This is a genomic window from Shewanella sp. FJAT-51649 (assembly GCF_019457435.1).
Classification (GTDB): domain Bacteria; phylum Pseudomonadota; class Gammaproteobacteria; order Enterobacterales; family Shewanellaceae; genus Shewanella; species Shewanella mangrovisoli.
This window is the reverse complement of the sequence record NZ_CP080411.1, coordinates 1,886,140-1,899,615: the sequence shown is the minus strand read 5'-3', so window position 1 is coordinate 1,899,615 and position 13,476 is coordinate 1,886,140. Positions and strand designations below refer to the sequence as shown.

Here is a 13,476-nt window from a genome sequence, read left to right as displayed (position 1 = left end):
TGCCAAAGCCTTCGCTGGGGTTTGGGAGGTGCGTATGGCGAACTTTATCGATAGACGGTTGAATGCGAAAGGAAAAAGCACAGTCAACCGCCAACGCTTTATCAACCGATATAAGCAACAAATCAAAAAAGCCGTCAGCGATGCCGTCACGCGTCGCAGTGTAACGGATGTAGATAAAGGCGAAAAAATCAGTATTCCCACACGGGATATCAGTGAACCTATGTTCCATCAAGGCAAAGGAGGCGTAAGAGACAGAGTCCACCCAGGTAATGATCAATTCACCCGCGGCGATAAAATCGATAGACCCCAAGGCGGCGCTGGCGGCGGAGCGGGTAAAGGCGATGCCTCGGATTCGGGCGAAGGAAATGACGACTTTGTGTTTGAAATCTCAAAGGATGAATACCTAGAGCTGCTCTTTGAGGATTTAGAACTGCCGAATCTGCAGAAGAATCGCTTAAACAAGCTCGTCGAGTATCAAATCTACCGTGCGGGTTTCACCAATGATGGTGTACCAGCCAATATCAATATTGTGCGCTCACTGCGTTCCTCCTTGGCGCGCCGCATTGCCATGTCGGCAAGTAAAAAGAAATTGCTCAAAGAGTTAGAGCAAGAGCTGGCGGAGCTTGAAAATATTCCGGGTACTAAAGCCGAACTGATTTTGGATTTAAAAGCCCAGATTGAGGCGCTTAAGCAGAAGATTGCTAAAGTCCCCTTTATCGATACCTTTGACTTACGTTTCAATAACTTTGCAAGGCGTGAAGTGCCCTCAAGCCAAGCGGTCATGTTCTGCTTAATGGACGTGTCAGGCTCGATGGACCAAGCGACAAAAGATATGGCGAAACGTTTCTATATCTTGCTGTACTTATTTCTTACCCGAACCTACAAAAACCTCGAGGTGGTCTATATCCGCCACCATACCCAAGCGAAGGAAGTGGACGAGCATGAGTTCTTCTACTCCCAAGAAACTGGTGGCACGATTGTCTCAAGCGCATTGAAATTAATGCACGAAATTCAGCAGGCTCGCTACCCTGCCGATGAGTGGAATATCTATGCAGCACAAGCCTCTGACGGTGATAACTGGGCCGATGACTCTCCCACCTGTCGACAATTATTGGAGCAAAAAATCCTGCCGCTAGTGCGCTATTTTAGCTATATCGAAATCACCAATCGTGCGCACCAAACCCTGTGGCGCGAATACGAATCCCTACAACAACACTACGACAACATAGCGGTGCAACATATTCGTCAAGCCGAAGATATCTACCCTGTATTTAGAGAATTATTTAAAAAGCAGGCGGTTTAAGGGGGCTCTATGGGGATAAAAGAATCAAAAACGCGTACAGCCTTGAGTGACGGTCCCGACTGGAGCTTTGAGCTGTTACAAAGTTATCTAAAAGAGATTGAGCGTGTGGCAGCCATTTATAAGCTAAGCGCCTATCCCAATCAAATCGAAATCATCACCGCCGAGCAGATGATGGATGCCTATGCCGGCATTGGCATGCCCATTGGCTATACCCATTGGTCCTTCGGCAAACGTTTTATCGAAACCGAACAAGGCTACAAACGTGGGCAAATGGGGCTCGCCTACGAAATCGTGATTAACTCCAACCCTTGTATCGCTTATTTAATGGAAGAAAACACCATCACCATGCAGGCATTAGTGATGGCGCATGCCTGTTTTGGCCATAATAGTTTCTTTAAAAATAACTACTTATTTAAGACCTGGACGGATGCAAGCTCGATTATCGACTACTTGGTGTTTGCCAAAAACTACATCAGTGATTGCGAGCAAAAATACGGTGTCGAGCAGGTTGAAAGCATCATCGACTCCTGCCACGCTCTGATGAATTACGGTGTCGACCGCTATAAACGCCCATCGGAAATCTCCTTTAGGGAAGAACAGGCGAGGCAAAAAGACCGCGAGGCTTACCTGCAAAGCCAAGTGAACGATTTGTGGCGTACCATTCCCACCCATCAACAGCAGCAACCGTCGACCACTAAGCGCCGCTTTCCCGCCGAGCCGCAGGAAAATATTCTGTATTTTATTGAAAAAAATGCACCGCTGCTGGAGTCATGGCAACGGGAGATTATCCGTATCGTGCGTAAGATGGCGCAGTATTTTTATCCGCAAAAACAAACACAAGTGATGAATGAAGGCTGGGCAACCTTCTGGCATTACACCATTTTGAATCATCTTTATGATGATGGCGTGGTCACCGACCGCTTTATGATGGAGTTCTTGCAGAGCCATACTGGCGTTGTCGCCCAACCCGAATATAACAGCCGTTACTACAGCGGTATTAATCCCTATGCCCTTGGGTTTGCGATGTTTACCGATATTCGGCGTATGTGTGAGTCTCCCACAGAGGAAGACAAAGCCTGGTTCCCTGATATTGCGGGCAGTAATTGGCTCGATACCTTACATTTTGCGATGCAAAACTTTAAGGATGAAAGCTTTATCAGCCAATACCTGTCACCGAGGGTGATCCGTCAGTTCAAACTGTTTGGCATCCACGATGATGAGAAACGTAATTATCTGTCCGTGTCAGCCATTCACGATGAGCAGGGTTATCAAGACATTCGCAATTTACTCTCGCAGCAGTACAATCTGTCGAATATTGAACCTAATATTCAAGTACATAACGTTGAGATAAACGGCGATCGTTCCTTAACCTTAAGGTATGTCCCCTGTAATGACATCCCGCTCGCCAACACCTATAAGGAAGTGTTAAAGCATCTGCATCGCCTCTGGGGCTTTACCGTCAGCTTGGAGCAATTAAATGCCGATACCAGCGTGACCTTGTTAGCCTCCTGTCCAGAGCAACCTAAGGCCGACTAAAAATCAGTTTAATTAAAAAGCCAAAAGTAAAAGCAAAAAGCCGTTTCTCAATGAAACGGCTTTTTATTTAACCAATCTTAAAACAGGCCACTGACCGCTTTTAAGCTTCAGAATCGAAACTTAAGCATTGCCGTCCTGCTGGGCAATCGAAGTTGGCATATCGTCGCGCAATTGCAACCACATTTTACCGCTATTGATACCGTAGGTACGCATTAATGCGGGCACATCGATATAGTTTTTAGCTTTGGCTAATAGTTCGAGCTCTTTATAGAAGTTCAGCGCTAACTGACGCGCCTCAGGGCTACTGAAATAGTAACGACCGACTCGGCTATATAAACCTTTAAAGCCGTTTAAGATCAACACATACAGCGGATTGCCTGAAGAGAAGGCCAAGGTGTGGTGCAACAGGTAGTCATACTCGGCGAAGGATTCGGCCGTGTCTTCTAATTGGTGAATTTGCCCTAGGACTTCAACGGCAGTATCTGGGCTGTTGCGCAGTGCGCCACGGAAGTAAATCGCGCTGACATTGGTGCGAGCCGACAGCAATTGGTCCACCAGCACAGGGAAGCCTTCAGGATTGAGATCCGCTATGGTTTCAAGAATGTTAAGGCCTGAGGTTTCCCAAAAATTGTTCACCCGAGTCGGTTTACCATGCTGAATTTTCAACCAACCATCACGTGCTAAGCGTTGCAGCACTTCACGCAGGGTGGTACGTGTAACGCCAATTAATTCAGAAAGCTCACGTTCAGCCGGTAAAATGGACCCTGGGGGAAACTTATTTTCCCAAATCGATCTTACAATATACTTCTCTGCAAAACTTGCAGGTCCTTTGGCATTGATAATCATCAGCCCACTTTTCCAGTTGTTGTGCTTTATAATGGTCACTGATCATACCAGAGCGGTAAAAAATGGAAACCATTGACTGAGGCTCACCTTAAAATCACCGTACAATTGTCACAGAAATGTTCAAAAAAACGACATGAATCAACAGCAATTGTGCCAATTTTGCCGATTAGCTCCGCTTTTTGAAATCTGGGTTTCAGTATATCGTTACATTAGCATTCTCTTTAGGCTAGACTGATTTTCTAAAACAAATGCCAGAAACAATAACCTGTGCAATTTTAAAAGATAATTAGAAGAGAGGATGCCATGCCGATGACAATGAGTCAGGCGTTTATTGGGAACTTCTTAGGGAATTCTCCTAAGTGGTACAAGATCGCAATACTGTCGTTTTTAATAATCAATCCAATACTCTTTTTCTATGTCAGCCCCTTTGTGGCTGGTTGGGTATTAGTGCTTGAATTTATTTTTACCTTGGCAATGGCGCTAAAATGCTACCCATTACAACCCGGTGGTTTATTAGCGATTGAAGCTGTCGCCATCGGAATGACCTCTGCCAGCCAAGTGCTACACGAAATTGAAGCAAACCTTGAAGTGCTATTACTGCTGGTGTTTATGGTGGCTGGCATTTACTTCATGAAGCAGCTACTGCTGTTCGTGTTCACTAAGATGATCACTAAAGTACGCTCGAAAATCTTAGTGTCTCTGCTGTTCTGTCTAGCTTCCGCCTTCTTATCCGCCTTCTTAGATGCGTTAACCGTTATCGCCGTGATTATTACCGTGGCGGTTGGTTTTTACTCTATCTATCACAAAGTTGCCTCAGGTAAAGATTTCTCGGCAGATCATGACCATACCTCCGAAGGCAAAAATGACGATGGTGAAAACCAGCTCAATGAAGACGAGCTGGAATCCTTCCGTGGTTTCTTACGTAACTTATTAATGCACGCCGGTGTCGGTACTGCATTGGGTGGCGTGTGTACTATGGTGGGTGAACCGCAAAACTTAATTATTGCGGCTCAAGCAAACTGGCAATTTGGCGAATTTGCGATCCGCATGTCACCTGTGACAGTGCCTGTATTGTTCGCAGGTATCTTTACCTGTTTTATCGTCGAGAAATTCCGTTGGTTTGGTTATGGTGCCCAGCTGCCGGATGCAGTGCATAAAATCCTATGTGATTATGCAGCCTATGAAGACGCGCGTCGTACCAATAAAGATAAGATGAAACTGGTTATCCAAGCCTTTGTCGGTGTGTGGTTAATTGCGGGTCTCGCGCTGCACTTAGCGTCTGTGGGCTTGATTGGTCTGTCTGTGATCATCTTAACCACAGCCTTTAACGGTATTACCGATGAGCATGCGCTAGGTAAAGCCTTCGAAGAAGCCCTGCCATTTACGGCCTTGTTAGCGGTGTTCTTTGCGGTTGTGGCGGTGATCATCGACCAACAACTGTTTGGCCCAGTGATCCAATGGGCACTAAACCATGAAGGTAATACCCAATTAGTGATCTTCTATATCGCTAACGGTTTACTCTCTATGGTCAGTGATAACGTGTTTGTGGGCACGGTTTATATTAACGAAGTCAAAGCCGCCCTGATTAACGGTCAAATTACCCGCGATCAATTCGATCTGTTAGCGGTCGCCATTAACACTGGTACTAACTTGCCTTCGGTGGCAACACCAAACGGTCAAGCCGCATTCCTGTTCTTATTGACCTCGGCCCTTGCACCGCTGATCCGTTTATCCTACGGCAGAATGGTGTGGATGGCATTGCCCTACACTATCGTGCTATCGATTGTGGGCGTGATGGCAATTCAATCGGGCTTCTTAGAGCAGATGACCCAGTACTTCTATGACTCCCATGCAATATTGCACCACAGTGTTAAAGAAGCGTTAGCGCCTGCTGCAGCTCACTAACATAAATATCGGAGTTGACTGAACTTTATGAGTTCAGTAAAGTCAAAAAAACGCCCTACCTTCGAGGGCGTTTTTTGTTGATACGGAGTTCACTTTTGACAGCATTCACTCGCTTTGCCCATTCCCGCGCATCTTGGTTCATTCTCACAGGCTCTGCGATTGCCCTCGAAGCGGCCGCCTTGTATTTCCAATATGTGATGAAGTTAGATCCCTGCGTGATGTGTATCTACCAGCGGCTCGCCGTATTCGGCATTTTGGCATCTGGACTGATTGGTATGACGGCGCCCAAGTTCCTTATCGTTCGCATTCTAGGCGCCATTGGTTGGGCCGTCAGTGCAACCTGGGGACTAAAACTGGCGCTAGCCTTAGTCGATATGCAGAATAATCCTTCGCCCTTCTCGACTTGCTCATTTTTACCCGAATTTCCAGCTTGGATGCCGCTCCACGAATGGTTCCCATCCGTGATGTTACCAACGGGTATGTGTACCGATGTGCCATGGCAGTTTATGGGCGTCACCATGGCCGAATGGATGGTGGTAGCCTTTAGTGGTTATCTGGTCGCGCTGTTACTGTTTATTGTGCCCATCCTAAGCGGCTCGAATAAACCTTCGCTCTACAAATAATCTGCATCAATAATCTTCCTAAGGCAGACATAAGGTCTGCCTTATTTTTAACTGTCTCTGTCAATATTTATCACCGAAAGCACTGTGCGAACTTTGATTTAAGCCAATGGCAAATAGGCCAAAAAACGCTAAACTGGCTCCATGATAACGGCATTTGGAATGCGTAGAACATGGATAAACGGCCTCTCATTGAGCCTCAAGCACCGTTAACCCACTGGCAAAAAAGTCTGCCGTTTAAACTCAGTCTGATCCAACTGCTGATCGCCAGCATACTGATCTTCAGCACGGCGTGGGTCATTCTCAACATTCAGACCCAACAGATCAGTGAGCAACAAACTCTGCTCAATCAAAACCATGGCCAAATCATCATTGCCAAATTGCAGGAAATGACCTCCCAAGTGGAGAATCAGGTCAATGCCATCAGCCAAATCGCCATGCTATACCGTTATGAGCCCGAGCAGCTCAGTAAGAGCATTCCGGTATTACTCTCGATTGAAAATCAAAAGGCGATTATTTCAGGTGGCGGGATTTGGCCCGAGCCAGGGGCATTTGACCGGCAAAAGTTTCGCGATAGCTTATTCTGGTCACACAATATTCACGGCGAATTAGTCGCCATCAACAGCTATAACGACGACAGCTTTCCAAGCTACCACACCGAAGAATGGTATCGGCCAACCCGCTATTTTCCCGTGGGAAAAATATTTTGGTCTAAATCCTATGTCGACCCGACTACCCATGAACCGATGGTGACTGCATCGGGCGCTATGTGGATGGAACATCAGTTTATTGGGGCGGCCACCACGGATATCAGCCTTGAAAAACTTAGTCAGCTCCTACGCAATACCATGCTCGATGTGAGCGGCTATGTGATAGCCCTCGACCATCAAAACCAAATCTTGGCCTCGCCGAATAGCGATATTTTACCGCAATCTTCGCAAAATCTACCCCATACGCTACAAACCTTCGACGAGTTAGCAAAAACAGAGGCGGCCTTTAGCCCAATCGCCTCGGCACTGCACTTCGCCGACCGCAGTTTTATCGAACAAGCCGTGGCTGAGCGCGTATTTACCCAAGAGCAAATGGATAACCTCACCCGCCTAAGCGGGGACAGTGAACGGGAGATGCTCTCTGCCATCGTCAATGACAATGCTAAGAGCCAGTTCTCGAGCCCAAGGCGGATAGCCTCGGTTTCATTAACTATGGACCCCATCCTCAAGGGCCCCTCGCTGGTGTCGGTGTTTTTAATGCCCCACACCTACTGGAAAATTCTCGTCGTCACGCCTATAGCCCCCTTACAGGACACGGCCAAAAAACTTATCGAAAAAGTCGGGCTCTCCCTAGTATTAATTCAGATGCTCGGCCTTATCCTATTGTTTTTACTGCAACATCGACTGATTATCGCCCCCATTATGGAGATGGTGCAGGCACTCAAACGCAATGATTCGGCCTCTATCGAATTAAAAGCCAAGGAGCGACATGATGAGGTCGGCCTGCTCGCAAAAAGCTTTTTATCCCGCACCCAACAGCTTGAAGTCGCCATGGCCAGTTTAGACGCCAGTAATCTCGCGCTCGAGCAGCAATTACTAACCCAACAACATTTTCAGCAGGAGTTGAGTCAGCGCAAGGAGCAATTAAGATCCCTACTCGACTTCTCATCTACCATCATTTATATCAAAGACTTAAATGGGCGATACACCTTAGTGAACAACAAATACTGCGAAGTTTTAGGGATTGAGCGGCGCAAGATCATCGGGGCCACGGACTTTGATCTGTTCCCAAACTCACTCGCACAGCAGTATCAACAGAACGACCAAAGGGTCACCCATAGCCACGAGGCCCTGCATTTCGAAGAAGTCATTCCCTCTCTTCGAGGCGAGCTTATCTATCAAATGAGTAAATTCGACATTCGCGACGATGAGGATAATTCCTTGGGCGTCGGCGCCATTGGTTTTAATGTGGACTTGAGAAAACGCCAAGAAAAAGAACAAGAAAAGCTGCTGCAATCGCAATTAAGCCTGCTTAAAGAGCAGCAGCACAAGACCCAACTCTCGCAGCAAGAAAACAGCCAGCTCAGGGAACAACTCTTCGCGATTCAAGATGAGATCAATCAGCAAATCCAACTCAACTTGAGCAAACAGCAAAGTCAGAAACTGATGCAGAACTTCCTAGCCGATGTCATGAGCCAAATGATGCTCGAACAGGACAAACTCCTCGCCCAGATCTGCCAAGTGCGCAGTAAAGAGGATGACAGCCATCAAGCCCAAGTGGTGCAGTTGATGAGCCAGCAGGCGGCGAGACTCAGGCACATATCGCAGCTGTTTACCGATCAGCATAGTGAGATACGCCCGCTGCATTTAGCCCAGTTTATCAATCAATTACTGAGCTTATTACAGCCACAATTGTTGAAAACTCAGGTTAAGGTCAAGCTAGAGTGCGACGAGCAATTGGTGGTCGATGGCAATGCCTGGCAATATTTGCAGTTTTTCTACCGGCTTATCAACAACACCTTGCACCATGCCTTTAAAGAGCATAATCAAGACAGAACCTTAGTGTTAACACTCGAGAAAAAAGACGGTGAGTTGTACATGCAGCTTAAGGACAATGGTGTTGGGATACCAATTGCACACCTTGAGCAGCTAAGACAGGAAATGCAACAAAACCAATGTATTGGCACACTGACTTGCATTAATCTTTGGATAAAAGAAGAATTACATGGCGAGCTGGCGGTAGAGAGTGAGCTCAATCGTGGCACTCTGATTGAGTGCCACTGGCCATTATCTGCGATATAGCCACGGCTATACACAAACCGATTGAGAGAAACTAATCGCTCGACTTATCGAGGGTCACATCCACCAGATAATGGCCCTGTAGCCAGTTACGCCCAATCAAGAGTTTATTGGACATCTGACTGCGATCCTTAAGATTCACTTTGACGGGATACTCCAATCCCGGCTCACCTAAGGTCAATTCGACCATATAACGTACTTCACTCCCCTGCGCGTTACGGATAAGCGAGGTATCGACAATCCGTGCCCTTAACCGCTTTTCCTCACCACGCTCATTTTCGGTAGTGAAATTGAGCCACTTACCGATGTTGTTATCCATATTGGTAGGATCTTCATCGTCAATCTTGAGATCAATCGCATGCAGGGAATTTTCAACCGCGCCGGTATCGATGCGTGTTTTAAAGGTCAATTCCGCCTCTTTCACATTGATAAAAGCCGTCGGGCCAATCAGACGTTTCTCGGCCACATCGACAACATAACGTCCCGCTAACCAATTACGGCCGATCAGTAATTTGTAATCCATATGGCTTCGGTCACGTAGGTTAACGGCAACCAGACGATGCTGGCCCTCAAAACCAATATCTAACTCCACCAGATAGCGCACTTCACTGCCTTGGGCGTTATTCACTGTGGTGGTCTTTAGGATTTTCGCCGCTAAGCGCCGCTGCTCGCCCGCCTCATTTTCGGTGGTAAAGTGTAGTGTTTTACCTATGTTATCGTGCATCTTGTCGGACGCACCGCCTTCAACTTGCAGATCGATGGCATGCAAGGAGGTGTTCGCCGCGCCCGTATCAATTCTTGCCTGAAAATCCAGTTGTGCGGCGATGAGGCGCATCTTCTCCGACTGACCAATTATCGCCTTTGTGTCACCAGATACCACACTCTTAGCTGTCGTTTGCGCCTCTTCGCTGACTTTGCCGCAGCCAGCAAGACTCAAACTTGCGATAACGGCGCCTAGCAATAATGTGGTGCAACGACCGACACTCTGATGTTGTAACATCCTCACTCCTTATCTGAACGATGACGGGTCAGCCACATTGAGCCCCATCACCTTGGTCGATGTAGGGGCTAGTGATAGCATAAAAGCACAGGAAAAGAGCCGAAAAACACTAAGCCGGGGGCAAATACAGCATTTAAGCCAATGAATAAATAAGGAATAGTCACAAGTTAACACACTATAGTTACAGCCGTTACACCTCTGCCACTTTCGCTTCGTCTAACCAAGCCTTCGCCAGAGCGCGCTCATGTTCGCTAAAAACCTTCACCGGACAGGGCAACATAAAAGCCAGTGTATTGACCATAGCACCAAGGCTTTGCATGTCCGCAATCATCACCACCCGCGAGAAATCACTAAAATGAAACACACTGAGTAAAGCATCATCCCAGAGTGCACCCACGGTAATACCAATAAAGTCTGGGCCGAACTCGTACCATAAGCGAAGGCTTGCATGATCCTGCAACTTGGCCTCAATTGCAGGCAGTAGTAAGGCTTCGATATCTTCATGGGTAACTTGGCCCGATACCACTATGGTCAGCATATCTTCGGCATAGCTTGGACGTATGGTTAGCATCATGCATCTCCCTTTACAGCGCACTAGAAAATACGGCTATAGAGTAAAGATATACCCTGTTAATGAAGATGCTTGAAAAGTGGAAATTATTTTACTCAAACTTGGGGGAACCTGATGCGATAGTGCATGTGATACGAGGTGAGGTGACCTGGTTTGCAAAGATCACGCTCGAGCATAACACTATGCACGGTAGGTGAAGCTCCATGAACTTCGCGCCTTTAAGACCTGAGCGAAAGCATCGACTGACGCCCCCCAATAACCCACTGAGCCTATGTAATGAGCTCGATATCAAATAATGAGGGAAATAACGAATCAACGGATAGGACTAACCCAAGTAACGAGGTTAATCCTAAGATTAAGCTTAAGCGAAGGTATTACACATGGACTTGGATTTTCGCGATTTCTTGATCGAATAAATTCTTGATAAGGCCTGAAAACTCAGTGATAAACAGCGTTTGTTCTGGCGTGGCTCTATGATTTGCCACTGAGGCTAAGATTTCCTCAAGATCGTACACAATCGCATCGACCTCACGGATAATGGTGTTGCGTTCGGCAAAAGAGAGGGAAGGATTTTGGCCGCAAACCATAATAATCTGTGCGGATAATTGCTCTTCGAACAACTCCATCACAGTATCATCGGACACATTTTGGGTATCAGGCGTTTCGAACAAGCCGAGATGCTCAGTCAAATACTGGATCAAATGCATGTAACCGTCTTTATCTGTGACCATTTTTTACCCTTCACACACCAAAATCTATCGCCAAAGGCGACACTGAAAAAACAAAACCCACCTATAAAGTGGTCGATATAAAGATTTGCACGTCAGCCACTCACTAACCATATCTCGAACTGGAGAGCTGACGTATTGATCTAAGCCAATCTTATCGCTGTTACTTTGTTAAGGTTAGTACAAACGACACAGGAACGGCTTGGCTAATACTAGATAAACCCGCGATATCACGCAATTTATCCACACCCGAAACCAAATCGAATTCGTTCGCATTGACTATTATCGGCTGAAAACTGCTAACCATCAGTTTATTATCAGATACTTTGGTTAAAATTACCGAAAAAGTTTTCGTTTGTTGTTTGCCATGGAGGGAAATTTTCCCATCGATGTCAGCAACCTTAGACCCACCCACGGCAAGTTCTTTCAGCATCTTAGTATCCACCTGCGAGCTTAATTTCAACTCGGGATACAAGGACACTTCAAACAACAGGTTTTGCATACGCTCATCGCGCACTTCGATACCTGTCGCCACGCTCATCAGTGGAATGGTTAATTCAAATTGACCATTCTCTTTAAGTACACCATTGAGTTGCTTAAAGTGGTGAACTTCAGCGATATCACCCTTTTTTACCGATACAAAACTGACCCGAGAATCCTGCCCCATCACTTGCCACTGGGCCGCACAACTAAAACTAACCAGCGTCGATAATGCCGCGATTCCTATCCATTTTTTCATTGTATCTATCCTCAATCAGTGAGTTTAAAGGCAAGACAGTCACCCGATAACATGCGCGTAACCGCCAAATCACTCAGACAATCTGTGATAAAGATCACCTAAGTCTCGCTAAAGATACTCTTTTTCTTAATTAGCGACCAGTTAACTATCGTTAAACTCGCACCAACCACTTATCTAAACTATTGGCAAAAGCCTGTTTATCCGCCGCCGATAACGCATCTGGGCCACCAGTGTGTACGCCCGATGAACGTAAATCTTCCATAAAATCGCGCATCGTCAATTTTTGGCGAATATTGTCAGTGGTGTAGAGTTCGCCGCGGGGATTGAGCGCTAGCGCACCCTTTTCAATCACTTGCGCCGCTAACGGGATATCGGCGGTGATCACTAAATGCGTGAGCTCAACATGGTCGACAATGTATTGATCTGCTACATCAAAGCCTGAGCCGACACGCACTTGACTGATATAGGGTGATGGAGGCACCCGCAACATTTGGTTCGCCACCAACACTAATGGCAGTGATTTACGCTCAGCCGCGCGAAATAAAATCTCTTTAATCGGGTTTGGGCAGGCATCGGCATCGACCCAAATCTTATACTGTCCCACGCTTACGCTCCTAGCCTATTAAGGTGCTAAACGGTCAATGACCCATTCATTCGCTTGGCGAGTGTAGAGGAAACGATCGTGCAGCCTGTGTTCTCCGCCCTGCCAAAACTCGATACTCGAGGGCTTAACCAAGTAGCCGCCCCAAAAACTCGGTAATGGTACATCGCCCTTGGCAAATTTGGCTTTCATCTCAAAGAACTTGCCTTCGAGCACTTGTCGCGCGCTCAGTTTACTCGACTGCTGTGACACCCAAGCGGCAATCTGGCTATCCTTGGGACGGGTCATAAAGTATTTCAGCACCTCGGCGGTAGAGAGTGGCTGCGCCTCACCGAGAATCGATACTTGGCGTTCAATCGGATGCCAAGGGAAATGCAGGCTCACTTTATTGTTGGTTGCGATCTGCTGCGCCTTACGACTGCCTAGGTTAGTGAAGAAAACAAATCCCGTGTCATCGAAACGCTTTAATAACACTATCCGCTGGTAGGGCTGACCATGCTCATCGACTGTGGCGACACACATCGCAGTGGGATCGCTGAGCTCAGCATCGCGAGCTTGCGTCATCCATAACTCGAATAGCTGCATGGGATTTTGAGGTAAATCGGCGCGTCTTAAGCCGCCTTTGGTGTATTCGCGGCGAATATCACTGAGATCTGTCATAGGGTTTCCTTTTACAAGCGCACAATGATTGCCATCGGTGCAATCCGCTGATAAAGCAAGTTTACCATGCCTTACTCGCAATTCGCTGCTCTGTTATTAAGCCATCAATAAAAAAGCCAAGGCAGTAAACCTTAGCTTTTTAATTGATAATCCAACGCTTAAGTAGGGTACTGAGATA

General features: G+C 46.8%; 12 protein-coding genes. 5 read left to right on the top strand and 7 right to left on the bottom strand.

The features are described 5' to 3' along the window. The first annotated feature begins 34 nt into the window (after window positions 1-34). Both K0H59_RS08575 and K0H59_RS08570 read left to right on the top strand, forming a co-directional pair. Window positions 35-1,303 (top strand): YeaH/YhbH family protein, encoded by a 1,269-nt coding sequence (locus K0H59_RS08575; RefSeq protein ID WP_041408751.1) that lies wholly within the window; start codon window positions 35-37, stop codon window positions 1,301-1,303. Window positions 1,304-1,312: 9 nt separating this feature from the next. Then, entirely contained in the window at window positions 1,313-2,839 is a 1,527-nt protein-coding gene (locus tag K0H59_RS08570; protein ID WP_088211413.1) for a SpoVR family protein, read from the top strand. A gap of 120 nt (window positions 2,840-2,959) precedes the next feature. On the opposite strand, the gene fadR is transcribed toward K0H59_RS08570, so the two are convergent. Beyond that, window positions 2,960-3,685: a fatty acid metabolism transcriptional regulator FadR gene (fadR, locus tag K0H59_RS08565; protein ID WP_220055248.1), complete on the bottom strand. Its 726-nt coding sequence runs from the start codon at window positions 3,683-3,685 to the stop codon at window positions 2,960-2,962. A gap of 303 nt (window positions 3,686-3,988) precedes the next feature. Between fadR and nhaB the strand changes: the two genes are divergently transcribed. From nhaB to K0H59_RS08550, 3 genes are all read left to right on the top strand, one after another. After that, window positions 3,989-5,590, top strand: coding sequence for a sodium/proton antiporter NhaB (nhaB, locus tag K0H59_RS08560; RefSeq protein WP_220055247.1), 1,602 nt, complete (start codon window positions 3,989-3,991; stop codon window positions 5,588-5,590). 95 nt (window positions 5,591-5,685) lie between these two features. Beyond that, window positions 5,686-6,213, top strand: a complete 528-nt coding sequence (gene dsbB / locus K0H59_RS08555) for a disulfide bond formation protein DsbB (RefSeq protein WP_011716669.1) — start codon at window positions 5,686-5,688, stop codon at window positions 6,211-6,213. 170 nt (window positions 6,214-6,383) lie between these two features. Continuing rightward, entirely contained in the window at window positions 6,384-9,002 is a 2,619-nt protein-coding gene (locus K0H59_RS08550; RefSeq protein WP_220055246.1) for a PAS domain-containing protein, read from the top strand. A 31-nt stretch (window positions 9,003-9,033) separates the two neighbouring features. On the opposite strand, the gene K0H59_RS08545 is transcribed toward K0H59_RS08550, so the two are convergent. The 6 genes from K0H59_RS08545 to pdxH all read right to left on the bottom strand — a co-directional run bounded on the left by K0H59_RS08545 (window position 9,034) and on the right by pdxH (window position 13,298). Continuing rightward, the gene (locus tag K0H59_RS08545; protein WP_220055245.1) at window positions 9,034-9,999 is read right to left on the bottom strand and encodes a RimK/LysX family protein; all 966 of its coding nucleotides are present in this window, start codon (window positions 9,997-9,999) and stop codon (window positions 9,034-9,036) included. A gap of 190 nt (window positions 10,000-10,189) precedes the next feature. Next, window positions 10,190-10,570, bottom strand: coding sequence for an STAS/SEC14 domain-containing protein (locus tag K0H59_RS08540; RefSeq protein WP_220055577.1), 381 nt, complete (start codon window positions 10,568-10,570; stop codon window positions 10,190-10,192). 374 nt (window positions 10,571-10,944) lie between these two features. Then, the gene (locus K0H59_RS08535) at window positions 10,945-11,301 is read right to left on the bottom strand and encodes a DUF3802 family protein (RefSeq protein ID WP_011716665.1); all 357 of its coding nucleotides are present in this window, start codon (window positions 11,299-11,301) and stop codon (window positions 10,945-10,947) included. 160 nt (window positions 11,302-11,461) lie between these two features. Then, window positions 11,462-12,037 (bottom strand): YceI family protein, encoded by a 576-nt coding sequence (locus K0H59_RS08530; RefSeq protein ID WP_220055244.1) that lies wholly within the window; start codon window positions 12,035-12,037, stop codon window positions 11,462-11,464. 151 nt (window positions 12,038-12,188) lie between these two features. After that, window positions 12,189-12,641, bottom strand: a complete 453-nt coding sequence (locus K0H59_RS08525) for a YaiI/YqxD family protein (RefSeq protein WP_220055243.1) — start codon at window positions 12,639-12,641, stop codon at window positions 12,189-12,191. An 18-nt stretch (window positions 12,642-12,659) separates the two neighbouring features. Continuing rightward, window positions 12,660-13,298, bottom strand: a complete 639-nt coding sequence (gene pdxH / locus K0H59_RS08520; protein ID WP_220055242.1) for a pyridoxamine 5'-phosphate oxidase — start codon at window positions 13,296-13,298, stop codon at window positions 12,660-12,662. Window positions 13,299-13,476 lie beyond the last annotated feature (178 nt).

Bases quoted from the DNA above. Each gene is read 5' to 3' on its own strand.
- K0H59_RS08550 (WP_220055246.1), top strand. From the start codon at position 6,384: ATGGATAAACGGCCTCTCATTGAGCCTCAAGCACCGTTAACCCACTGG.
- nhaB (WP_220055247.1), top strand. From the start codon at position 3,989: ATGCCGATGACAATGAGTCAGGCGTTTATTGGGAACTTCTTAGGGAAT.
- fadR (WP_220055248.1), bottom strand. From the start codon at position 3,685: ATGATTATCAATGCCAAAGGACCTGCAAGTTTTGCAGAGAAGTATATT.
- K0H59_RS08570 (WP_088211413.1), top strand. From the start codon at position 1,313: ATGGGGATAAAAGAATCAAAAACGCGTACAGCCTTGAGTGACGGTCCC.
- pdxH (WP_220055242.1), bottom strand. From the start codon at position 13,298: ATGACAGATCTCAGTGATATTCGCCGCGAATACACCAAAGGCGGCTTA.
- K0H59_RS08545 (WP_220055245.1), bottom strand. From the start codon at position 9,999: ATGTTACAACATCAGAGTGTCGGTCGTTGCACCACATTATTGCTAGGC.
- K0H59_RS08530 (WP_220055244.1), bottom strand. From the start codon at position 12,037: ATGAAAAAATGGATAGGAATCGCGGCATTATCGACGCTGGTTAGTTTT.
- K0H59_RS08575 (WP_041408751.1), top strand. From the start codon at position 35: ATGGCGAACTTTATCGATAGACGGTTGAATGCGAAAGGAAAAAGCACA.
- K0H59_RS08540 (WP_220055577.1), bottom strand. From the start codon at position 10,570: ATGCTAACCATACGTCCAAGCTATGCCGAAGATATGCTGACCATAGTG.
- K0H59_RS08535 (WP_011716665.1), bottom strand. From the start codon at position 11,301: ATGGTCACAGATAAAGACGGTTACATGCATTTGATCCAGTATTTGACT.